Raw genomic sequence first — 23,367 nt, 5'->3', positions numbered from 1 at the left:
AAATCGCCGCTGCCTTGTTTCAATTCGGCGAGGTAAGGGCCGCAGGCTGGGACCCGCCCATTTCCCATACCGATGCGGCTTCATGTTCTAGGACCAAGCTTGACGCGCGTGGATGAGACCCCTCGCCTTGGTATCGGGGTTTCGATCTGGGCACCATCCAGCAATGATTTTCATAATTGGAACCTTATACAACCTCAGAGAGTCTCCTAACACGGGAGATTTCCAGTCTCAAGCTGAGCGTGTATAATCCTCCGCTTTGGTGCGATTCAGTATTAAGAACACCCTCTCAAGGAGGTGCAATTCGCACCCCTGCCCGTCATGTGCTGTTTACCGAGAAGGTGTTGCAGTGGATGTCGGCGATGTTCCGGGCGCTTGCTCTTCGCGCATGCAAGTACACACCTGGGCGCGTCTCGCCCGATGATCGATGCTTGGAGCCGCTCAGCGGTCCTGGAAGCGGGGTTTCCGTTTCTCGATGAAGGCCTGCATGCCTTCCTTTTGGTCCTCGGTCGCAAACATCGAGAGGAACAGGCGTCGCTCGAAGCGGACTCCTTCCGAGAGCGACATTTCCTGTGCGCGGTTGACGGTTTCCTTGGCCATCATGACGATAGGCTGCGAATAGCCGGCAATCTTCGCGGCCGCCGTCAGGGCTTCGTCCAGGAGCTTGTCCGCTGTGACCACGCGGGCGACCAGTCCGCAGCGTTCACCCTCCGTGGCGTCCATCATCCGGCCGGTGAGGATCAGGTCCATGGCCTTCGCCTTGCCGATGAAGCGCGGCAGCCGCTGGGTGCCACCAGCGCCGGGCATGATGCCGAGGGTGATTTCTGGGAGCGCAAAACGCGCCGTTTCGGACGCGATGATCAAATCGCACATCATGGCAAGCTCCAACCCTCCCCCCAGGCAGAAGCCGGAGACCGCCGCGATGACCGGCTTGCGGGTCTCGGCGACACGGGTCCAGCCATCGAGGAACTTGCCGAGATAGGATTCGATATAACCCTTCTCCGCCATCTCCTTCACATCGGCGCCTGCTGCAAAGGCCTTTTCGCTGCCCGTGAGAACAGCACAGCCCACCCCTGGATTCGACTCGAAACTTGTCAGGGCCTCGTTCAGCTCGGCGATCAGTGCCTCATTGAGCGCGTTGAGAGCCTGTGGCCGGTTGAGGGTCACCAGGCCCACCTTGCCGCGGGTTTCGACGATGATGTTCTGAAAGGCCATGGCAGTAATCCTATGTCTGGCAGTGACGGCAGTAGAAAGTGGAGCGGCCCGATTGCACAAGCCTCTGGATGGGCGCTCCACAGGTCAGGCAGGGCTCGCCCTCCCTGTCATAGACGAGGAAGCCTTGCTGGAAGGCCCCGGCTGTGCCGTCGGTATGGGCGAAATCCTGAAGCGTGGAACCGCCCGCGGTGATCGCCTCGGCCAACACGTCCCGCACGTGACGCACCAGTTGGTCGAGACGCGGGTCGTGGCCCTTCTTCTTCACCAGTGTCCGGGCCTTGCGGCGGGGCGAAAGACCAGCGCGAAACAGTGCCTCGCAGACATAGATGTTGCCGAGTCCTGCAATGATGTGCTGATCGAGCAGAGCCGCCTTGAGAGGCGCAGCCTTGCCGCGGAAGCGTTGGGCCAGATAAGCCGCGTTGAATTCATTGCCGAGCGGTTCGACGCCGATATTGCCCAGGAGCTTGTGGGTAGGCGCCTCGGACGCGGGGAAGAGGTCCATGATGCCAAAGCGGCGGGGGTCGGTGTAGACGAGGCGCGAACCATCTTCCAGCGCCAGCACCACGTGGTCATGAGGCCCCTGCCCCGCCTCTCCGGCCCCGGACTCGAAGTAGAATTCGCCGAGATTCCGAGCATGCTGCCCGGTGAAAACGGTAAACCGCCCTGTCATTCCAAGATGGATCAGGAGGACATCACCCGAGTCAAGGCTCGCCAGGATATATTTGGCCCGGCGCGTCAGCCCGGTCACCCGTCGTTCTGTCAAACGTTCCGCGAAATCCGCCGGGAAGGGAAAGCGCAAGCCCGCCCGGCGGAGGGTGACCCCCGCGATGCGGCGACCCTCCAGCACGGGCTTCAATCCCCGCATGACGGTTTCGACTTCCGGAAGCTCTGGCATGGTCCGTTTAGAGCCTGCCGGATGGGGGAAGGCAAGCCGCGTGCGAAGGTCTTTTCAGAACTGGCGATTACAGGCATAAGCGGCCCGCTTCCGATCAAGAGGGATCCTCATGTCCAAGTTCGTTCCGCGCGTCTTTTCCGGCATGCAGCCGACCGGCAACCTGCATCTCGGCAATTACCTGGGCGCCATGCTGAATTGGATTCACATGCAGGATACCCATGAGTGCATCTACTGTGTGGTGGACATGCACGCCATTACCGTCTGGCAGGACCCCAAGGAGCTGCGGCGGGCCATCGTCGATGTGACGGCGGCCTATCTTGCCTGCGGGCTCGATCCGAAGAAGAGCATCATCTTCAACCAGTCGCAAGTGGCCGAGCACGCCGAGCTTGCCTGGATTCTCGGCTGCACGGGGCGCATCGGATGGCTCAACCGGATGACCCAGTTCAAGGAAAAGGCGGGCAAGGACAAGGAGGCCGCTTCCGTCGGCCTCTATACCTATCCGGTGCTGATGGCGGCGGACATTCTGGGCTACCATGCCACGCATGTTCCGGTGGGCGAGGACCAGAAGCAGCACCTTGAGCTGGCACGCGACATCGCCAACAAGTTCAACATCGACTACAAGGATGCAATCGAAGCGTCTGGTTTTGCCGACGGTGTGTTCTTTGTGCCGCCCGAACCCTATATCACCGGCCCCGCGACGCGCGTCATGAGCCTGAGGGACGGCACCAAGAAAATGTCGAAGTCGGACCCTTCCGACCTCTCGCGCCTGAACCTGACGGATGACGCTGACACCATTGCGAGAAAGATCCGAAAGGCAAAGACAGATACCGAGCCGCTGCCGACCGAGAAAGATGGCCTGAAGGGCCGCCCGGAAGCCGACAACCTCACCGGCATCTATGCTGCGCTGTCGGGAGAGAGCCTCGAGAAGGTGCTGGGCCAATATGGCGGCGGGCAGTTTTCGGTTTTCAAGAATGCCCTTGCCGATCTGGCGGTGGCCAGGCTCGGACCGGTCGGTGAGGAAACCAAGAGGTTGCAGGCAGACCGCGGCTACGTTGAAAGCGTGCTGAAGGACGGTTCCGAAAGGGCCCGGGCCATTGCTGCACCGATCATGCGGAAGGCTCGTGAGATCGTCGGTTTCATTGTTTCCTGAAGAAATGAACGCCTTGCCGCGACTGAACAGTTTGAAATGATTCTAAACTCGGGCTATATAATTCCCGAGTAGAGGAATCGGACATGTTCATCCAGACGGAAGCCACGCCAAACCCTGCAACGCTCAAGTTCCTGCCCGGCAAGCCCGTGCTGCCCGGCGGGACCCGCGACTACCGGGACGCCGCAGCCGCTTCCGAGTCGCCGTTGGCCCAGAAGCTGTTTTCAGTGAATGGCGTCGCTGGCGTGTTTCTCGGCCAGGATTTCATCACCGTCACCCGGTCCGGTGCCGAATGGCAGCACATGAAGCCTGCGATCCTTGGCCTCATCATGGACCATTATCTGTCGGGCGCGCCGGTGCTGCTGGGTGAGGCCCCGAAAGCGGAGGCCAAGGGCGAGGAATTCTTCGAAGAGGGCGACGCCGAGGTTGTTGGCACCATCAAGCAGCTGCTCGACACGCGTGTACGACCGGCCGTAGCGCAGGACGGCGGCGACATCACCTTCCACGGCTTCCGAGAGGGCGTCGTCTATCTCAACATGAAGGGGTCCTGCGCCGGATGCCCGTCCTCCACCGCCACTCTGAAGCACGGCATCGAGAACCTGCTGCGCCACTTCGTGCCGGAAGTCAGCGAAGTGCGCGCCGTTTGACCTCGGCCCCTCGGTCGGCTTATCACGCCGGCCCATGAAGATCCTCAGCCTCGACACGGCGATGGCGGCCTGCTCGGCCGCCGTGATCGACACGGAAACGCCGCTGCCGCTGGCAGCTGCCTTTGTGGCGATGGAGCGGGGCCATGCCGAGGCGCTGCCGCCCATGGTGGCCGAGGTTATGAGAGCTTCGGAAATCAGCTTGTCAGATGTCGACCGGATTGTCGTGACGACCGGTCCAGGGACGTTTACCGGCGTGCGCATCGGGCTTTCCTTCGCAAGAGGGCTGGGGCTGGCGCGCGGCATTCCAGTCATCGGCATCGACAGCCTCTCGGCCATCGCCGCCAACGAAGCGGCGAAACGACCGCTCCTCGTCGTGTCGGATGCGCGCAATGACGAGGTCTACGCCGCAGTATTCGACGCAGATCGCAGGTTCATTTGCGACCCGCATGTCACAACGGCGGCAACGGCGGCGACGGCGTTGCCGAGTGAAGCAATGGTTCTCGGGACGGCTGCACCCGCGGTGCTCACTGCCAGCGGCCGGACGGATCTGCTGCTCTCAAAGGCATGTCCGCTGCCGATCGCAGCGCATTTTGCCCTGTTGGCTGTGGCGGCGACACCGAGGAGGGCGCCCACACCGCTTTATCTGCGATCGCCGGACGCCAGGCCCCAACCGAATTCGTTGCGAAACATCGGTGCCCTTGACGTTCAAACCGTGGATGCTGCCGCAGCACCGCTACTTTCTGAGCTGCATGGCGAAGCCTTCGAGGATCAATGGAGTGCAGAGGCGTTTGCGGCCATGCTGGCGGCGCCCGGAACACAAGCCGTCATTGCCAGCCGGGGTGGCGAGCCATTGTCATTCATTGTCACCCGGCAGGCCGCCGATGAGGCGGAGATCATCACCATCGGTTCGCGGCCGGCGGTGCAGCGCCGCGGCGCAGCACGGCAGTTGCTGGATCGCCGGATCACCGAACTCACACAAGCCGGTGTGCGTCGTCTCTTTCTTGAAGTCGCCGCTTCGAACAGCGCCGCGCAGGCGCTTTACGCTGCCTGCGGTTTTGTCGAAGCCGGGCGGCGCAAGGGCTATTACAAGCGGCCCGACGGCGCGGATGACGCCATCGTGATGCGCCGCGAGCTTCACCCGTGAGCTGGTTGCGGCCAGGATGGGTGCTGATCTTGTTCTGCGCGCTCACCCTGCCGCTGATGCCGCTGCAACAGCTCTTCGTGTGGTTCTGGCCACGGCAGGCGCGCACCTTTCCAATGCATTACCACCGCCTCGTTTGCCGCATCCTGGGCGTGAGGTTGGAGGTGACTGGTGCAGCGCGTCCTCATGGACCCCTGCTGATCGCTGCCAATCACGTGAGCTGGCTCGACATCGTGGTGCTGAGTGCGGTGGCACCTGTTTCCTTCATCGCCAAGAAGGAGGTGGCCAAGTGGCCCTTCTTCGGAACTCTGGCACGGTTGCAGCGCACCGTGTTCGTGGACCGCGACCGCCGGCATGCGACGGCTGACGGCCGTGATGAAATGAGGGAGCGGCTGAAGGCTGGTGACACCCTTGTCCTCTTCGCAGAAGGAACGTCGGGCGACGGCCGCAGCGTGCTTCCGTTCAAGAGTTCGTTCTTCGGCGCGGCCGACACGCCCGGTGTCGTCGTGCAACCGGTGACGATCGCCTATCGCGGCCACCGGAACCTGCCCATGAACCGCCGCACGCTACCGACCTATGCCTGGTATGGCGACATGGACCTCGTTCCCCATCTGCTGGGCGCCTTGCGGTCGGGCCCGATCGAGGTCACCGTCATCTGTCATCTGCCACTGTCACTCGGTGGCGAGCTGAGCCGCAAGGCGCTGGCGCGCCATGCCGAGGCGGAGGTGCGGACCGGCCTCGTGCAGGCGCTTCACCGCACCTCCAAAATCCGCTAGAGGCCTTGTCCCATGGACACCGCTCCGAAGAAGGTCTTCGTCAGGACCTATGGCTGCCAGATGAACGTTTACGACAGCGAGCGCATGCGTGACGTGCTCGGGCCCCTGGGTTATGCCGAAACCGCAGTTCCGGAGGAGGCGGACCTCGTCATCCTCAACACCTGCCATATTCGCGAGAAGGCGGCGGAAAAGGTCTATTCCGAACTCGGCAAGATCCGGCGCATGAAGCGGGAGCGGGCGGAGCTTGGGGCGGAGATGCTGATCGCCGTCGCAGGTTGCGTGGCCCAGGCGGAGGGCGAGGAAATCGTCCGCCGGGCACCGGCCGTGGACCTGGTCTTCGGGCCGCAGACTTATCATCGCCTGCCACAACTTCTTGCACGGCGGAAGGAGGGGGGAAGGGCGGTGGTCGAGACCGAGTTCCCCGCCGAGGACAAGTTCGAAAGACTCGATGACAATGTCCTGCCCCGGAAAAGCGTCGCCGCCTTCCTGACCGTGCAGGAGGGTTGTGACAAGTTCTGCAGCTTTTGCGTGGTGCCCTATACCCGCGGATCAGAGTTTTCCCGGCCCGTCGAGCAGGTGGTTGCAGAGGCACGCCGGCTGGCCACACGGGGGGTGAAGGAACTCACCCTGCTGGGCCAGAACGTCAATGCATACCATGGACTGGACGGGCAGGGGCGCAGCATCGGCCTCGCCGGGCTCGTCGCGGAACTGTCACGCATCGACGGTATCGAAAGACTTCGCTACACCACCAGCCATCCGCGGGACATGACGGACGACCTGATTGCGGCCCATGCTGAAAACTCCAAGCTGATGCCATATCTGCATCTGCCTGTGCAGTCAGGTAGTGACTCGATACTTAAATCGATGAACCGGGGCCACACAACTGAATTTTATATTCGTCTGGTCGAAGAGATCCGTGCCGCGAGGCCGGATATTGCGCTTTCAGGTGATTTTATTGTTGGCTTTCCCGGGGAAACTGACGATGATTTCGAGTCGACACTCAATTTGGTCAGAGAAGTCGGTTACGCCAGCGCCTTCTCGTTCAAATACTCTTCCAGGCCCGGTACGCCGGCCGCTGAAAGCAACAAGCAGATCTCCGAAAAGGAGAAGTCTGCCCGGCTGCAGGACCTGCAAGCACTCATTCATGCCCAGCAGACGGCCTTCAACGAAGCGATGGTCGGGCGCAGCGTGCCAGTGTTGCTGGAAAAGCCCGGTCGTGACCCCGGGCAATTGGTCGGACGCTCGCCCTACCTGCAGTCCGTTCACCTACAGGCCGATCTCAGCCTTATCGGAACGATCGTGGATACCCATATATCAGGGGTTGGAACCAACAGTCTTTCAGGCCATTATCCTCACGCAGTCTAAATACGGAGAATCGATTCCTTGAATCCGCCCGTCACTGCGGCCCAGATCGGAAGCCACACCCCCGGCTCCCGGCAAGAAAATTCGGACATTCTCACCCTGTCATTCGACGATAACCGATTGTTATCATTGCTCTGCGGCGAGCATGATGAGAATCTCGCCGTGCTTGAGCACCGGCTCAACGTCGATATCACGCCGCGCGGCAACCGTCTGGCCGTACGCGGAGGTGATTCGGGGCGCAATGCGGCCCGTGACGTGTTGATGGCGCTCTACAACCGCGCCCGCAGAGGGCTGGACATCACCAAGGGTGAGGTTGAAGGAGCCATTCGCATGCGGGAGGCCCAGGAAACGAACGTGCCTGGGGGCGCCATTCGCACCCGCCGCAAACTGGTGATGCCGCGCACGCCCACGCAGAGTTCCTATATCGAAGCCATCCGCAAGCATGAACTGGTCTTCGGCATCGGCCCTGCTGGCACAGGCAAGACTTACCTGGCCGTCGCCTGTGCAGCAGAAGCGCTGATGAATGGCGAGGTCGACAGGATCGTGTTGTCGCGGCCCGCTGTCGAGGCTGGCGAAAGGCTCGGCTTCCTGCCGGGCGACATGAAGGAGAAGGTCGATCCCTATCTCCGCCCGCTATACGACGCTCTTTACGACATGATGCCAGCCAGCCTCGTGGCCAAGGGCATTGCCGAGAACCAGATCGAGATTGCGCCACTGGCCTTCATGCGCGGCCGTACGCTGTCTTCCGCTTTCATTATCCTGGACGAGGCACAGAACACGACGCCTCAGCAGATGAAGATGTTCCTCACCCGCCTTGGCGAGGGAAGCCGCATGGTGGTAACGGGCGACCCAACGCAGGTCGACCTTCCGTCTGGAGTTTCCTCTGGGCTCTCCGACGCTGTATCGGTCCTGCATGGCGTTTCCGGGGTGGCTTCGGTAGGCTTCAACAACTCCGATATCGTACGCCATGCATTGGTCGGACGGATTGTGGCGGCCTATGACAAGAAGGCTCCGAAGCCGAAGAAATGAGCGTTTCGATCGAGGTTGAAGATCCCGCTTGGAAAAGCCTTTCGGGACTGGAAGAGCTTGTGCAGGCGACAGTGAAGGCCGTTTTGTCGGAGGCAGCCGGGCAGGATCTGGACTGCGACATCGCAGTGTTGTTCACCGACGATGACACGATTGCGGCGTTGAACGGTGAGTGGCGCGGCAAGCCCAAGCCGACCAACGTTCTGTCATTTCCAACATCCCATGACATGCCGGTGCCAGCAGGAGAGCCGCGTCCGCTGGGCGATGTGGTGCTGGCGCATGGCGTGGTCATGCGCGAGGCTGCGGAGCAAGGCAAGACATTGCGTGACCACACTGCGCACCTTATTGTCCACGGAACTCTTCATCTCATCGGCTATGACCATGAAGACGACGATGAGGCCGACAAGATGGAAGCCCTGGAGATACGCGTCCTGAAAGGCCTTGGCATTTCTGATCCCTATGAGCGAGACTGACCATACGGGCGGCTCGCCGCCTGCCGACATCATGCGCGAGAGCCTCTGGCAGCGGCTGAGGAGCCGATTTGGCCGAGGCCGGGATGTCGGATTGCGCGAGAGCCTCGAGGGTGCAATCGAAAGCCACGAAGCTCAGAATCCAGGCGAAACCGTTGGTCAGGAAGCCAGATCGATGATGCTCAACATCATCGAGTTTTCCGGCCTGCGTGTCGACGATGTGATGGTTCCGCGGGTTGACATCGTAGCGATCGACGAAGCGGATTCGATGCAGGAGCTTCTCGCCAAGTTCATCGACGCCAATCATTCCCGCATGCCCGTCTATCGCGAGACGCTCGACGGCATCACCGGCATGATCCACGTCAAGGACTTCCTGCGCTGGATGGCTGCCCGCGGTACACGCAAGCGCCGCTCGGCGAAGGCCGAGAAGCCTGAGAAGACCGAAAAGGCGTCACCACCTGGCTTGAGCATTGCCGCGACTGCCTTGTCTACAAGCGTCAAGCAGGCAGGTCTCAATCGCGAGGTGCTGTTCGTGCCGCCATCAATGCCGGCGACCGATCTCCTTGTCAGGATGCAAGCAAGCCGAACCCATCTTGCGATCGTCATCGACGAGTATGGGGGCACCGAGGGGCTCGTTTCGATCGAGGACCTGGTGGAGGTCATCGTCGGCGACATTGCTGACGAGCATGACACGGAGGAAGACCTCGAGATAAAGCCGGTGGAAGATGGAATATACCTCGCCGACGGGCGAGTGGACTTGGCGTCGCTCGAAGCCCTGCTGGCCGTTGACCTGTTGCCAGAAGACGAGGAAGAGGAAGCGGACACTCTCGCAGGGTTGATTTTCAAGATCGCCGGCCGCGTGCCTGCCCGTGGCGAAGTCATTCGCCATGAGAGCGGCCTGGAGTTCGAGATACTCGATTCCGATCCCCGCCGGGTGAAACGGGTCAGGATCAATTCCCGGAACGTTAACCGCCCGAGTGCCGATCCCACTACCGACAGCGCGTCGGGATGATTCTGACATTTTGACGGAATTTGCAACCTCCTGTAACGTCAGGTTCAGGAGGATTTCAGATGACGTCACGAGCAGCGACGGTAGCTTTTCAGGGAATTGAAGCCGTGCCGGTCGATGTGCAGGCACAGTTCCTGTCGGGCATGGTGGCCTTCAACGTCGTAGGACTTGGCGACAAGGCCGTAGCGGAAAGCCGTGAAAGGGTACGTGCGGCGCTCCATGCCATCGGTCTGGCGCTTCCGGGAAAGCGCCTTGTCGTCAACCTGTCCCCCGCTGATCTCCCGAAGGAAGGGAGCCACTTCGATCTTCCCATCACGCTCGCGGTGCTGGCAGCGCTGGGAATCATCCCACAGGACTTCCTGACCCGTTATGTCGCCATGGGTGAACTGGCACTCGACGGCGCATTGATGGGCATTTCAGGGGTATTGCCGGCGGCAATAGCAGCCAACATGCGGGACATGGGTCTGATTTGCCCCAGAGTGTCGGGTCCGGAGGCGGCTTGGGCCGCCGAAGATGCGGATATACTGGCGCCGGAAAACCTCATCCAGCTAATCAACCATGTGCGCGGCACGCAGGTTCTCACCCGTCCCAAGCCTGTGGTTGCGACCGAAGCCGAGCAACTTCCGGATCTCAGGGATATCAAGGGCCAGGAAATGGGCAAGCGTGCGCTGGAAGTAGCGGCAGCGGGAGGTCACCACCTCCTGATGTTGTAGTGTGTAGGGACCTCAATTAAAATTGTCCCATGAGCAAGACCCACGCCTACTCCTACCAACGCTTCTCCACTCCCGAACAGTCCAAGGGAGACAGCCTCCGGAGACAGTACTCCCTCGCAGTGGACTATGCCGCACGGAATGGCCTCAATCTCCAAGATGTCAGCTATCAGGACCTTGGTGTCTCGGCCTATCGCGGAGCGAACGCAGAGACAGGGCACCTTGCCGAGTTTATAGACGCCGTGAAACTTGGCGTAATCCCCAGAGGCTCCTTCCTTCTCATTGAGAGCTTGGACAGGCTCAGCCGAGCAAAGCCTCGGCAAGCCGTGAGATTGTTGGAGCGGATCTGTGAGATGGACATCACGGTAGTCACTCTGAACGATGGCAAGCGTTATACCATTCAAGACATCGATGAGGACCCTATCAGCTTCATGGTCGCGTTCATGGTGGCCGTCCGAGCACATGAGGAGAGCCTAACCAAGGGCAGGAGAGTCAGAGCCGCTTGGTCAAACAAGAGAGCCAAAGCAAGAGAGATGAAGCTCACCAAGCGATGCCCATCTTGGCTGAGACTGAATGAAGACCGAAAGTCGTTTGAGATCATCGATGACAAGGCTCAGATCGTGAGGCGCATCTACGAGATGACGGCCCAGGGTATGGGACAGAACCAAGTCGTTAAGGTCTTGAATAGAGAGAACGTCACTACCCTCAACGACGCTGCACATTGGCACAAGTCCACAGTCGCGAAGTTGCTGCGCTCAGATGCACCTATCGGAACCTATGTACCTCACCTGATCGAGCATGTGAACGGCAAGAGGATTAGAAGACCTCAAGAACCAGTAGAGAACTACTATCCTGCCATCGTCTCGCAGAAGCTCTGGCAAGAAGTACGACTAGCGACAGCGAAAGGTGCCGCGATAAGGGGGAGAGCTGCGGGATCAGGCGATCTTCAGAACGTCCTCAGTGGCCTCTGTAAGTGCGATCTTTGTGATGGACCGATGGTCTACATCAAGAAGTCCGATAAGGACCGTTATCTGATCTGCCAGAGAGCAAAGAACTCGGCTGGATGTCAGTACCGCGCTGTTCGCTACCAGCCGGTTGAAGATGTTATTGTCGCTCACCTGAATCCATTCGCTCAGCTTGAACGCTTCGCCAGTGATGATCGCCTCGGTAGTGAACTTGCAAAAGTTGAGGCAGAGATTACAGGTATTGCTGACATGCTGGACAATCTCCGAGAAACCAAGAGTTCGACGTTAAGAACCACTCTGGCTGAACTAGACATTGCTCTGGTTGATGCTGAGACAAGACGAGACCAGATTCAGAGGAAGATCGAAGAACAGGAACCGGCCTTGATGATGGCCCGGATAGACCTCCTAGGAGATGCGCTGACGGAACAGCCACTCGATAGGCCAAAGGTGAACAGGCTACTTCGGCAGTTACTGGAGAAGGTGATCTTGCGACAGAATACTGGAGAGCTTGAGTTCCACTGGAAGAACGGAGGCAGGACGGAAGTGATGTTCAGGTGGCCTGAGGAGGAATGAGGGGGGCCCAATGTTTGGTGCGAAATCCCGAAGAAGCATCGATAGAATGTCGTCGGGATTGTTCCCCCGTGCCCTACTTCGAAACCATTAGGCGTATGAAGGCCATTCCCTGATCAGCAATCGATACTGCATAGTCGATCGGAGCTTCATGCACCTGGTCGAGCGGAGCTCCATGTCGAAAGGGATGCGCCGTGTGAATCCACGCTCCGAAGAGTTTGAGTATTCTATCTGTCTTATCTGCTCGCTCAGGATAATCCTTGTAGCGAGCGAGGAGCAATGGCTTCAGGTATTTATCAAGGTTTGAGTCGCTGATCCTGTTTATGGATGGGTCGTTGGCGATAACTAGGAATGTGGACTCCACCGCTTGGAACATCTTATGGATTAGCGCCTTCCCGCTAGGAGTTGGACCACTAAACTCAGATAGAGCGGCTTGGAGGTCATGAAGAGCAGCTCCAAATCGAGTTTCGCCAAGGCCTTGAAGTGTGGTGATCACACTACGTTCAAATACCTCATCTACCAGATAATGAACGCCACCCTCACTATCTAGGGCATATCGCAGATGCTCTTCGGCTAGTATTCGAGTGGCTTGTGGAAGTATGCTAGATCGACCTTCGGCTTTCGTTAACTGAATGAACAGCGTGATCGCATCCAAGAAGTCCCTCAGCTCACACTCATCAAAGAACTTGGTGTGATTCCAGCCGTACCCGTAGGGGTAGCGGACACCCAACTCCCTTGTCACCAGGTTCGCAAACTTGTCACCCAAGGGGCTTTCGCTCAATAAGGCGCCGAACCGTGTCCTGGCTCTCTTGCTGTCGGAAGCCTTTTTATCGGGAATGAGGTAGTTTCTGCTGAATAGCCTACCGGGAAGTGGTTGGTCAGACATTCCAAATCTCCATTTAAAATTTAGAATAGATTGTTCCTTCCGTAGAGGAAGTGAGTTCGTGTTGTAAACACGGGGTATACTTCAGTTGACGCTTCGTAGTTGACGCTTAGACCGTCAACTCAGGGTCAGTTTCAATTCGAGTTGACAAGCAATGTCAGAGGTTTTAGAGGCTGGGTTGACAACAGGAGGTCAACTAGATGTCTACCGTCATCGGCTACGCTCGCGTCTCCACCGCTGATCAAGACCTCGCCACTCAGAAGGCTGAGTTGAAGACTGCGGGCTGCACAGTCATCCGCGCAGAGAAGGTGAGCGGTGCCAGCAGGGAAGGGCGCACCGAGCTTCAGACCATCCTCGACTTTCTGAGGCCCGGGGACCAGGTTGTCGTAGTGCGGCTCGACAGGCTTGGCCGCGACACGCGCGACGTCCTCAACATCGTCCATGAGCTAAAGCAGAAGGGAGCCAGCCTCAGGGTCCTCTCTCCTGCCATCGATACCTCAGGACCCACGGGCGAGATCATACTGACCGTTCTTGGCATGGTAGCTCAGATGGAGCGCCAGTTTATCAAGGAGCGCCAGAAGGTTGGTATTGAGGCCGCGAAGGCCAAGGGTGTGTATAAGGGCGGGAAGGCGAAGATTGACCTCGCTACAGTCGAGAAGCTCAAGACTGAGGGCAAGACCATGACGGAGATCGCCAGCCACTTCGGGGTGACGCGACAGGGGGTCTACAAGGCCATCAAGGAGGCCAACTTCTGATCTCGGGCGAAGTAAATGGGGGCAGACCTCTATAAGGTTCCTGTTAGGGCTTTGCCCCCATTCCAGACTTCCAATCTGACCCCCCCTTCCCATTCTTACGTGATCGTTGCTAGGACGGTGGTCACACATTCGCAGTGCCTGAGAAAGACCTATGCCGCTAGACCGACAGCGTCGTAAGCAAGACCTCCGCAATCGCCTCAAGAACACGAGGGAAGATGGAAGACGCCACTGTTGGGTCTTCGGGTGCCGCAACCCACCCGGCAATGCATCTGGGGATGGATTGGGTCGCTTCTGTCGCCGCCATCTAGAACACCACCGCAGACATGGGGACCCGGAGAAACCGTCCTACAAGGCCACCGAGGTCAATCCCTACCGCCTCTCGGCAGCGTCATGGCTGAAGGCCAACGCTGACCATCGCCACGTGAAGCTGGCCCTGCAGAAGGTCGAGGGGCTGATGAGGAATGGGGGACGGAACATCGAAGTCAGGGACCTGAAGGGTGCAACGCCAGCCACTAAGGCTAACGCTATGTGGGCAAGGCTCAGGGAACAGTCTGCGCCACCCGGCAAGGTTTTGGCCGCTATCATTGGCACCGCCATGTGTAATGCTGCCGACCGCGACACACGCAAGAAGGAGTATCGGCAGGTCCAGATCGCCAAGGTCTTGGGCCGTATGGCCGGTGGTCAGACGAAGCGGTGGCCTACCCACCACACTGACTGCACACTCCCCCAGGAAAAGGTCATCAGCTGGTATGTCGCCAGCGAGGGCCTTGTGTTGAGGGAGGTAGGGAAGAAGGCCGAGGACGCAGCTGATTTCGTCATTCACGACCACATGGAAGCGCTCCTGACCCATCACAAGCAGCGGCTGAAGGACAAGTCCAAGCGCATTCTGAAAAAGCTACCATTCCCTGTGAAGCAAGGTTCCCGCTGATGCCTGTAGCCAGTGCCGACTTTGTGACCGAGATGGCGCGTCTGTGGACGCAAGACCTTGGTAACCACTGCAATGACGGCTTCAGGCTGGTCTGGTCGAAGATGGCCGACACCTTCATTGAAGCCATCAAGGCCAGCATGTCCCACGATCCTCTGCTGATACAGGAGCCACCGCCATGGCTGGTCCTGTCGCCAGAGATGGGCGTTGGGAAGACCTTCGGAACATGTCTCTATCTTGGCATGATGGCGCGGGAGATACGCAAGCATCCTCCTCCGCTTCAGTTAGGAGCCATGTTCGCTTGCAGAACTATCCGGCAGTGTGAGGAGGCAGTCTCATCGATCAACCGTCATGCGGGATATACCGCCGCAATCACGCGACACTCTGAGAACGAAGCCACAGTTGACGATGTCTATGGGCATCCGGTGCTGGTTATCACTCACGCCGCGCTCACCAATGGCGACGACGGTTTTCGCAACAGGTTGCTGAAGGAATACCTGACATGGCAAGGCGGTGACCGCGTACTCACTGTCATAGATGAGGCTCTGGTCAGCGCTACAACCGTTGCATCGGTTACCGTGGAGAAGCTACAGTATGTACTGTCCCAGATACCCCCGGACTTGAAGGCGAAGCACTTACAGGCTCACGAGTTCATCAAGCTACTGCATGATCGTCTGGTGGCTATGTCTAGCAGTCAGAATAGCATGGCAGCACTCTGGCGAGGCCTGGGTCCCCATGACAAGCAGATAGCGGAAGGCATCAGGGATCTGTTCACTACACTGGTGAGTGACCTGAGGAAGATCAAGCGGAACGAGAGCAACAGCTATTGGAACGATCCTCAATTGCGGAAGATGGAGATCGCGAAGGTCGCAGACATACTCGATGCCATTGTTCTTCTGTTCCGGCGGTGGGCTACTTATGTCAAGAAGGGCCGGGAAGTCAGTGCTGCTGCTGGCGAGGTCAGGCTTCCTCGTCTATGGTGTCCCGTTCTTCTCAATGCCACAGCTGGACAAGACATTCTTCTGGATTACCTCGGTGCCACTTTGGTGCCGCTTCCGAGAGTGCGAAACTACCGAAACCTCACGCTCAGAGTTCTCAGGCAGACAGGTCTTGGTAAGGAGGCGATGAAGCAGAATGCCACCGCTCGTATGCAGCGTCTCGGTCAGTTCATTCGAAGTGATACTGCCGAAGGAGATCACTGGCTTGTCGTTGTCCACAAGGACACTGAGGCAGTGGCCCAGCTTCATCTCCCGTCACACAGCTGCACCATCGCTCATTGGGGCGCACTGGACGGTTTGAACGACTATCGTGACTGCAACAAGGTAGTTCTGTTCGGCCTGAGTTACCGTGATCCCGCATGGGCGCTAAACCTACACACTGCACTGGCCGGGAGTGAGTATGATGCAAACCAGCTCGACGGAGAGCGAGCGAGCATCCGGCGTGATCTTGAAAGCAAGGCGATGGCCGCTCAGATCATCCAAGCCCTCGGCCGTCCTCAGAGCCGGAAGGTCTGTGACAGCGCGGGCAACTGCTTGCCGACTACGGCGTATCTAACACTTCCTGATGATAGTATTGGGCGAGCCATAGAGACATATATCCGCAGTGAGTTTACCGGATTACATATGGAGCATTGGCAGTATTCAATCGACTCAGCGGTGCCAACTGAATGGACACCAAGAAATGCAAACGCAGCGTTGGTGAGCTACCTGAAAGGTCAGCCACCCGGCCGCTATTCTGTCTCGGACGTTGTCACTCTTCTCGAGTTGCAACCAAAAGAGATAGCAAGAATCAAGGATGCACTGAAGAAAGGCAGAGGACTCGTGGATCAGCTCTCAACCATAGGCGTGACTTACGTCTCCGAAGGACGAGGGCGCTCAGCAAAGACCTATCTCACTAAGCATTAAGAGGTCTGTCTGCGTGGGTCTTCCTCATCGCGAATACTGGCTATTGACGGCCTGCAACCAGTTAGGCGGGAGTAGAGATTGCGATGTCAATTAGCGGATAGGATCGACTCCTGCTGAGCTGTTCTCGTACGGAACTCGCAGCCCTGCATGCCTGTGTTTCGAATTCCTTCCTTTTGAAGGATGCTCTTTGCTTCGTCCGCGGTCATACCCTTTGGAATGAAGTTCTCGATCGGAACCTCTCCTCTAGTCTTTGACCATTCCTTATTGAACCATTCCCACGTGGCCTTGTCCTCCGCACTCAATTCATATCCCTGGCACTTCGCAATGATCCATTCTTCGTAAAATGGATCTCGCCAAGGAAATAGCTTCTTAATGTCATCATCCTCGACGAGGTCGATGCTCTCTGAGTTGGTCGCCATCATTCGATCGATCATGTACTGAGATGCACCCATTTCAACTAGGTATTTAGAAACGTCTTGCTCTAGATCATGAAATTGTTGCGCGGCGTCCTTCACTGTTAGCTTCGCGAATTCCTCCTTCGCGAAGTATGGGCGATGAAGACCAAGTGTCGGCACAATCTTCTTTTCGCCAGTAGCGTCTTCTGCATTCCAACCTGTCTCATCTATATTGCTGGCAGCAAAACGCTGTACACCAGCAACGAGGATCAGTATGCATGCGCTGTAGCAGTGCTTGTATAGCGGGGGTCCTTCCTGAGCGTTGTCGACCATGGCGGGAAAGAAGTCCGGCCACTCTAACTGCTGATCGAATTCTTTTTTGGATGATGGTGCTGACCTCAGCAAAACCAAGGTGCCGTATACATTGGTCTCGCCCATCAATTCTCGAACCCGGCGACCAATGGCCATCGATTCTCTAACGTCTCCACCGTCCGAGTTAAGAACAAGCTTAATCCAGTTGTCCTCGTTGACGTCATGAATTGGGGCGTCACTCGAAAAGTCCTGCTCCTTCTTGATCAGTGAAAATACATCTCTGACTGCTGAGTTAAACTTCACCAAGTCACCGCTTTCAATTCGCCCATCCAGATATATGTAGTGATCGATTTTACTTGCGGATTTGCTGAGGACATTCCGCACCTCCTTGACCGAAAACTCTGCACACTGAACAACTAGAGCGGTTTGCAATCCGAATGCCAGGGACACACTGGCTAGAATAACGATCCGACAAACTCTCGAAAACACCAGATGCCTCAAATCAGAAATAGTTGCGAACATGTCCTTCATGTGATCTCCAACGGGCGCAGAAAACTGAATAACAGGCGAGGACGTTCTGGTAGTCGCTGTCTACAGTCAAGGTAGAGGATTGAGCAGCGGCAATCCTAAAGGAGATTTGCCACGCTGGATGAGGCGCTCAATCCTTAACGCCTCCGTTCCGCTTGCGGCGGCCATCCATCGAAACCCGAAGTTTTCACGAATGTAGGATCGGGTCGCTTGATCAAGGCTCAGTGTGCGCATCTTGACCTCCTCGAGGCGATTGTGAAGTGAATGGATGACTAGAAAGTCATGAACATAGACGCAGAACTGATCGCCACTTCTCTTTCCGCTCGCATGGCTGTTAATGCGTCCCCACGGCCCCTTCTTCTGACCGCCACCTACCGTAGGCCCTCTGCCGGACATTCCGACATAGATGAACTCAAGGCTTCTATTCCAGATCGAATACACGATAGAGCCAGAACGCGGAACATCGCCACAGGGCCAGTCGGCGAACCAATGGACATCACCAGTCACTAAGGCTTCAAAGCATACAGAATCGTCTAAAGACGCGCATAGGCTTTCCAGCTGTGGCTCAGCTATCATTGTGCCTTCCTCCTATGTCGCCAATCCCAAGGCATCTCGAATTGGGAGTGCCAGATACCTCGCCGCTCCTCTCTTGCGGTGTCCTCGAGATTAGCATACTCGTCGCTATAACGCCGATACGCTACAGCCCAGCCATTGGATACCATCCACGCTCCAATGTCGTCCGCTCGGGTAGAGCAATGGGCCAGCAGCCTAGAATAGCGATCATGTTCACCACCCTTGCAGGACACCAAGCTGTCGCCTATCCAATTCCGTAGAGCGTCTGCTGCATCTGATCCGCAGTCCCATTCAACGTTGTCGAGCTTGCATCTCTGAGATGACTCGACTGCATCTATACCAATTAAGCGAATCCTCTTGCCGTCGATGTCTAGGGTATCACCATCGACTACGACCGCGCGTCCTTTTGGACTACCACTGTTTCCGGTGAATACGGTTGAATCCTCGACTCCACCAGTGGTGTTCGTCGTGACATCGCTTATTGACGATTGAGATTGATCCTTTCGATGCCCGCTACCTATTGCGAGTGCTATGATTCCAACGCCTACTACGGCTCCAAACGCCATGAGTGGCACTGTGGATGATCTCACCTCTGTCTCTACCTGCTGATCAGGACAAGAATGAGGATGATGATCCCCACTATACCAAAGAATCCGAGGTTATCCCAACCTCCCTCAGAGATACCTGTGCCACTCTTAGCTGAACGGAAAAAGAAGGCTGGCTTCAGCGAGCCTTCGCGAACTGTTGCCCCTCCGCTCGCATCAAGCCATACCTCAACAGTATGTTTCTGCAGAGTCAGTGTCTGCTTCATAGACTTCGTAAAGTTAGCACTTTCCCTCATGTGGCGTTGCAGGACGGGCAGTTCTGAACGAAGCTTATCAAGAACCAACTCCTTTTCTTGCTGGCGGAAGTGGTTGAGCATCCTTTCGCTTAGCGTGACATCTCCCTTCGCAAGCCACGAGAACCGCTTCTTCAGGTTGTCAGGCACTTGATACTGCAAGACTACTTGAGAGAGACGCGCAGCTACAATGCTTTCAATTTCAGTGATGCTGGTCTCGGGACCAATTACGTAGCTGTGTTGGGATTGGGGGCCGAAGAACCTCCACAGATTGCCAGCGAGTTCAAACTTCTTGTCTAAGGGCATCAACTCCGGAAGCAAGCTGAACAGCCTCTTTGCTACAAGGCCAGACATCTGCGTTCTGCCCGACTTCCACTTAGACATCGTGGCTCGCGCGTATGCTTCCTTATCGGAACCGTATTGCCGACCGTACTCGGTCAAGACCCTTTCGAGTTGCGCTCCGCGGAGGCCAAAAAAATAGTCCTTCACATCTTCGTCGTGGCCTCCAAGTTCTTCAGAGAACTCCTGGGCTTCTTCGATATGCTTTCTCGCGGCTTCCCAGCCGGGATTGCTCGCGGGTCTATAGCGCGAACGATAGGATCGACGCGACAAGTCAGCCGTTCCTATTGCCGGGTATCAATTTGGAGATTAACCCCCACACGCCGTTCGCTGCGGGAGGCCCGGCCATAACTGTGACATGATACCTGTCGCCTTCAAGTTGGCGCTTAAAACGAAGCGTCTTTGTGCTACCCCGGCGGAACTGCGTTTCCACAAAGTGCAACACTGTAACCAGTTGATCTTCAAGAAGAGAGGCTTCAGCGGTCGGAAGTCCAGCTTCAGAGACGAGCCTTGGCAATATTGCTATTGCGTTCTGCGCTTCTTCGAGGCTGGATATTCTGATGGTCTTTTTCCACATCAGCGATTGACGATTAGGAGCGCTACTACGATTACTGCAACAGCAATGATGGCGACTATCCAGATCGTTCTGTCCTGCTCACCGAGTGCGCTTCTCGTCAACTTACCAGCTGCAGCCTTTTCGGTATTCCCAACTATTACCTCGGTTCGACCTATCGTTGAGGTCTGAGAGTGGGAGATTGTGGCACTGATGCCCGATTGTGCCGCCTTGGATGCCTGATCCGTGAAGCTTCCAATGGCAGCATCTAGTGCTCCAACGTCCATCTTTAGTTCTTCGGCCTTCGTCTTCATGCTTATCATGCTTGAAGCGTATTGCTTCTTCAGTTCAGCCTTTTGCTGATCCGTGAGGCCAGAGAGATCGAGCATGTCACTGCGGCCTAGGTTGATCGCCTCAGGATCAGCCAGCTCTTTCGAACTGTTCTGCGTGGCCAAGCTCTTTGAGTTTCCGTCGGTCATGAGTCACCCTGCGTAAAGCTTACTTTGGGGAACCAGAGTAATGTTCCACAGTGGATTGCGCAACCCGCGGAACCTCAGCAGATAACAATTAGAAGGATGAGCTGAGGTCTCCTCGAATAACCTCATGGTCCCTATTGTTCCGCATATGCTGATGGTGGGGCCGCCAGGCGCCGGAAAATCGATGCTGGCGCAGCGCCTGCCGTCCATCCTGCCGCCGATGGATTCGCGTGAGATGCTGGACATCAGCATGGTGGCGTCGCTGGCAGGAGAGTTATCGAACGGGCAGTTGTCCAGACGCAGGCCGTTCCGCGCGCCCCATCATTCCGCATCAATGCCAGCCCTTGTGGGCGGTGGTCTTCGTGCCAGGCCGGGGGAAATGGCCCTGGCGCACCATGGCGTGCTCTTTCTCGACGAATTGCCAGAGTTCCAGCCGCGCGTTCTTGAATCCCTTCGCCAACCAATGGAGACGGGCGAAGCAGTGGTTGCACGCGTCAACTACCATGTCACCTATCCAGCGCGGTTCCAACTCGTTGCAGCCATGAATCCATGCAAATGCGGCTACGCGGGGCAGCCGGGGCATGTCTGTCGCAGTGGCCCCCGCTGCGCTGCGGATTATCAGGCACGCATTTCCGGTCCGCTCCTCGACCGCATGGACATCCAGATCGAGCTTGCGGCCGTGAAGCCCTCCGATCTCGCCCTGCCACCTCCGAAGGAGGCAAGCGAAGACGTTGCCAAGCGCGTGCTGATTGCCCGCCAGATCCAGTTAAACCGCTTTGCCAGCTTGGGAAAACCTGACCTTCGGACGAATGCCGAGGCTGACGGGGCACTGCTCGAAGAAATTTCCCGGCCGGATCCTGCAGGCCTCGCGCTCTTGAGGGACGCAGCGGACGCGATGAAGTTATCGGCTCGCGGCTATCACCGGGTGTTGCGCGTGGCCCGTACCCTCGCCGATCTGGATCGCCGCGAGGAGGTTGCACGCATACACATCGCAGAAGCACTCAGTTATCGGCAGAAGCTTTCTGCCTTCGTAGCCGTCGCTTAGGTCCTGTTAACTCCTGTTTCACCATGTTCTTCCACACGTAAGTCATTTGAAAGAAGCGCGTGGCATGTTTTCAGACATGCGCAAAGATCTGCCATCCACCGCCTCGGCCACTTCGACCATCCACCTTGCCACGGAGGCACCAACCGACCGCGGTGGATTGATCGCCTCGACTGCCATCGTGTTGCTCTTTGCCGGGATCGGTGCACTGGCAATGCGCACTGATATGCCGCCTATGGTACTCGAAGCCATGGCTGCAGCAGGGCTCGCCATCTCCCTCACCCTCGTCATTACCCAGATCATGTGGCGGAGAGGCACGGACAGGCGGCTCAGGGAGCTGGCGACGTCAGCCAGGGCTCTGCAGGAGGCAAACTCCCGTGCCGAAGCATCAAATGTTGCCAAGTCGCGATTCCTCGCCATCACGAGCCACGAAATCCGGACGCCAATGAATGGCATCCTCGGCATGCTCGGTTTGCTGATGGAGACTCCTCTGACCCTCGAGCAGCGGAACTATGCGCGTACGGCAGACTCCTCTGCCCGCGCTCTGCTGTCGATCGTCGACGAGCTCCTCGATGCCTCGATCGCCGAACGGCAGAGCGTAGACGTATCCCGGGAACCTTTCGACCTTGCCGCCTTGATTGAATCCGTTACCGAGCTTCTGGCGCCTCGCGCTCATGCGAAGGGGATCGAAATCTCGAGTTTCATCTCGATGCGGATACCGTCCCAGATACGAGGTGACGAGCGGCGGCTCCGGCAAGTGCTGCTGAACCTCTGTGGGAACGCGATCAAGTTCACGCCGTCAGGAGGGGTTGGGATAAGTGCTCGCCTTGGGGATGATCGAAGGCTGACAATTACGGTGAGTGACTCCGGTATCGGCATGTCCGCTGACGAGCAGCAGCGGATCTTCGAGGAGTTCACCCAGGCGAACGAAGAGACCCGTCAGTTGTTTGGCGGCACCGGATTGGGATTGACGATATCGCGCCGACTGGTGGAGGCCATGGGTGGCACGATCTCCGTGAGATCGACGCCAGGCGAGGGTTCATCCTTCGATGTCATCCTCCCGGTTGAGGAGCCGGCGGTACTTGGCGCACAGGACCTGTTGCGTCGCCGCAGCTTTGTTCTTGCCGCATCGCCATCGATCACTGCTGACCATATCCGCGAGACACTCGAGGACAGCGGTGCAGACGTGGAGATGCTGCAGTACCCTCATGAATTGCTTCGCTTGCTTGGTGATGTCGATGCGACGGCCCGAACGGCAGTCTTGTGCGACAGTGAATTTGCCGAGATTCTCCACAACTCCTGGCCGCAGGCGGCCGGGGTCGGCAATCAAAGAGTCTATCTGATGCTCCGCAGCGAAGAACGGCGCCAGTTCGCGGATCTGCTCGCCAAGAACTTCGCCGGCTATCTCCTGAAGCCCTTCCGCCGGCATTCCCTGCTGCGTCTGGTAACGCTACGGACCGAAACCACACATCCGGAAACAGCACCCCAGCGGAACGTGATTTCACTTCAGTCGAAGCGGCAGCTTCATGTGTTGTTGGCAGAGGACAACCCCGTCAACATGCTGCTTGCCAGCACACTCCTGCGGCGTGAAGGATACAGTGTATCGACGGCGAAGACCGGTGAAGACGTGCTCGACGTGCTTGCGACCGGCAAGCGACCAGACCTTATCATCATGGACGTCGAAATGCCTGTCATGGACGGTTTGGAGGCAACACGGAGCATTCGAAGAAAGGAGGCCGACAAGTCACTTCCGCACCTTCCGATTCTCGCTCTGACGGCCAATGTGCAAAGAGAGGACATAGACGCCTGTCTCACGGCAGGCATGGACGGATTCCTGTCCAAGCCCTTCGATCGCGATGCCCTGGAGGAGGCGATCTCACGCCTCATGAAGCGACAAGTGGTCGCCTGAGAACC

Annotated in this window: 21 protein-coding genes and 2 pseudogenes; 15 read left to right on the top strand and 8 right to left on the bottom strand. The window is 57.6% G+C overall.

Features of this window, described 5'->3' with window-relative positions:
* Positions 1-438 precede the first annotated feature (438 nt).
* Both DK847_RS09205 and mutM read right to left on the bottom strand, forming a co-directional pair.
* Positions 439-1,212: an enoyl-CoA hydratase gene (locus DK847_RS09205; protein WP_111197963.1), complete on the bottom strand. Its 774-nt coding sequence runs from the start codon at positions 1,210-1,212 to the stop codon at positions 439-441.
* Positions 1,213-1,222: 10 nt separating this feature from the next.
* Positions 1,223-2,107, bottom strand: a complete 885-nt coding sequence (mutM, locus tag DK847_RS09200; protein ID WP_111197961.1) for a bifunctional DNA-formamidopyrimidine glycosylase/DNA-(apurinic or apyrimidinic site) lyase — start codon at positions 2,105-2,107, stop codon at positions 1,223-1,225.
* 109 nt (positions 2,108-2,216) lie between these two features.
* Here mutM and trpS point away from each other — a divergent pair, with 109 nt between their 5' ends.
* From trpS to DK847_RS09150, 10 genes and pseudogenes are all read left to right on the top strand, one after another.
* A complete protein-coding gene (trpS, locus tag DK847_RS09195) occupies positions 2,217-3,257 on the top strand; it encodes a tryptophan--tRNA ligase (RefSeq protein ID WP_111197959.1) in 1,041 nt (346 codons plus the stop codon).
* A gap of 83 nt (positions 3,258-3,340) precedes the next feature.
* On the top strand, positions 3,341-3,901 hold the full coding sequence (locus DK847_RS09190) for a NifU family protein (RefSeq protein ID WP_111197958.1): 561 nt from the start codon (positions 3,341-3,343) through the stop codon (positions 3,899-3,901).
* Between the two features lie 34 nt (positions 3,902-3,935).
* Complete coding sequence (gene tsaB / locus DK847_RS09185; protein ID WP_111197956.1) at positions 3,936-5,045, top strand: tRNA (adenosine(37)-N6)-threonylcarbamoyltransferase complex dimerization subunit type 1 TsaB; 1,110 nt, start codon at positions 3,936-3,938, stop codon at positions 5,043-5,045.
* 20 nt (positions 5,046-5,065) lie between these two features.
* The gene (locus tag DK847_RS09180; protein ID WP_111197954.1) at positions 5,066-5,818 is read left to right on the top strand and encodes a lysophospholipid acyltransferase family protein; all 753 of its coding nucleotides are present in this window, start codon (positions 5,066-5,068) and stop codon (positions 5,816-5,818) included.
* 12 nt (positions 5,819-5,830) lie between these two features.
* Positions 5,831-7,183 carry a tRNA (N6-isopentenyl adenosine(37)-C2)-methylthiotransferase MiaB gene (gene miaB, locus DK847_RS09175; protein WP_111197953.1) on the top strand — a complete coding sequence of 451 codons (1,353 nt, stop codon included), beginning with the start codon at positions 5,831-5,833 and terminating at the stop codon, positions 7,181-7,183.
* An 18-nt stretch (positions 7,184-7,201) separates the two neighbouring features.
* The gene (locus tag DK847_RS09170; RefSeq protein ID WP_425358688.1) at positions 7,202-8,209 is read left to right on the top strand and encodes a PhoH family protein; all 1,008 of its coding nucleotides are present in this window, start codon (positions 7,202-7,204) and stop codon (positions 8,207-8,209) included.
* On the top strand, positions 8,206-8,679 hold the full coding sequence (gene ybeY, locus DK847_RS09165) for an rRNA maturation RNase YbeY (protein ID WP_111197951.1): 474 nt from the start codon (positions 8,206-8,208) through the stop codon (positions 8,677-8,679). Before DK847_RS09170 ends, ybeY begins: the two co-directional genes overlap by 4 nt.
* Positions 8,648-9,688, top strand: a complete 1,041-nt coding sequence (locus DK847_RS09160) for a hemolysin family protein (RefSeq protein ID WP_146256088.1) — start codon at positions 8,648-8,650, stop codon at positions 9,686-9,688. The genes ybeY and DK847_RS09160 overlap by 32 nt, the downstream gene beginning before the upstream one ends.
* Before the next feature lie 59 nt (positions 9,689-9,747).
* Positions 9,748-10,392 (top strand): annotated as a pseudogene (locus DK847_RS09155) (magnesium chelatase domain-containing protein); the annotation flags it as partial.
* Positions 10,393-10,427: 35 nt separating this feature from the next.
* Positions 10,428-11,933, top strand: a complete 1,506-nt coding sequence (locus tag DK847_RS09150; protein WP_111197946.1) for a recombinase family protein — start codon at positions 10,428-10,430, stop codon at positions 11,931-11,933.
* A 73-nt stretch (positions 11,934-12,006) separates the two neighbouring features.
* Here the strand turns inward: DK847_RS09150 and DK847_RS09145 are convergent, their stop codons facing one another.
* Positions 12,007-12,816 (bottom strand): hypothetical protein, encoded by an 810-nt coding sequence (locus DK847_RS09145; RefSeq protein ID WP_111197944.1) that lies wholly within the window; start codon positions 12,814-12,816, stop codon positions 12,007-12,009.
* A 197-nt stretch (positions 12,817-13,013) separates the two neighbouring features.
* On the opposite strand from DK847_RS09145, the gene DK847_RS09140 reads away from it, so the two are divergent.
* From DK847_RS09140 to DK847_RS09130, 3 genes are all read left to right on the top strand, one after another.
* Positions 13,014-13,568: a recombinase family protein gene (locus DK847_RS09140; protein ID WP_111197943.1), complete on the top strand. Its 555-nt coding sequence runs from the start codon at positions 13,014-13,016 to the stop codon at positions 13,566-13,568.
* Between the two features lie 421 nt (positions 13,569-13,989).
* Entirely contained in the window at positions 13,990-14,496 is a 507-nt protein-coding gene (locus tag DK847_RS09135) for a hypothetical protein (protein WP_146256087.1), read from the top strand.
* Positions 14,496-16,397 (top strand): hypothetical protein, encoded by a 1,902-nt coding sequence (locus DK847_RS09130; protein WP_111197939.1) that lies wholly within the window; start codon positions 14,496-14,498, stop codon positions 16,395-16,397. Before DK847_RS09135 ends, DK847_RS09130 begins: the two co-directional genes overlap by 1 nt.
* 86 nt (positions 16,398-16,483) lie before the next feature.
* On the opposite strand, the gene DK847_RS09125 is transcribed toward DK847_RS09130, so the two are convergent.
* From DK847_RS09125 to DK847_RS09110, 5 genes are all read right to left on the bottom strand, one after another.
* A complete protein-coding gene (locus tag DK847_RS09125; protein WP_111197937.1) occupies positions 16,484-17,635 on the bottom strand; it encodes a hypothetical protein in 1,152 nt (383 codons plus the stop codon).
* 66 nt (positions 17,636-17,701) lie between these two features.
* Entirely contained in the window at positions 17,702-18,208 is a 507-nt protein-coding gene (locus DK847_RS20385) for a hypothetical protein (protein ID WP_146256086.1), read from the bottom strand.
* Entirely contained in the window at positions 18,205-18,771 is a 567-nt protein-coding gene (locus DK847_RS21125) for a thermonuclease family protein (RefSeq protein ID WP_111197936.1), read from the bottom strand. The genes DK847_RS20385 and DK847_RS21125 overlap by 4 nt, the downstream gene beginning before the upstream one ends.
* Before the next feature lie 32 nt (positions 18,772-18,803).
* On the bottom strand, positions 18,804-19,655 hold the full coding sequence (locus DK847_RS09115; RefSeq protein WP_146256084.1) for a hypothetical protein: 852 nt from the start codon (positions 19,653-19,655) through the stop codon (positions 18,804-18,806).
* 303 nt (positions 19,656-19,958) lie between these two features.
* The gene (locus DK847_RS09110; protein ID WP_111197932.1) at positions 19,959-20,414 is read right to left on the bottom strand and encodes a hypothetical protein; all 456 of its coding nucleotides are present in this window, start codon (positions 20,412-20,414) and stop codon (positions 19,959-19,961) included.
* Between the two features lie 142 nt (positions 20,415-20,556).
* On the opposite strand from DK847_RS09110, the pseudogene DK847_RS09105 reads away from it, so the two are divergent.
* Both DK847_RS09105 and DK847_RS09100 read left to right on the top strand, forming a co-directional pair.
* Positions 20,557-21,456: pseudogene (locus DK847_RS09105) on the top strand (YifB family Mg chelatase-like AAA ATPase); the annotation flags it as partial.
* Between the two features lie 64 nt (positions 21,457-21,520).
* The gene (locus DK847_RS09100) at positions 21,521-23,362 is read left to right on the top strand and encodes an ATP-binding protein (RefSeq protein ID WP_111197928.1); all 1,842 of its coding nucleotides are present in this window, start codon (positions 21,521-21,523) and stop codon (positions 23,360-23,362) included.
* Positions 23,363-23,367 lie beyond the last annotated feature (5 nt).

This window comes from Aestuariivirga litoralis (assembly GCF_003234965.1).
Classification (GTDB): domain Bacteria; phylum Pseudomonadota; class Alphaproteobacteria; order Rhizobiales; family Aestuariivirgaceae; genus Aestuariivirga; species Aestuariivirga litoralis.
This window is presented reverse-complemented; position numbering and strand designations above follow the sequence as displayed.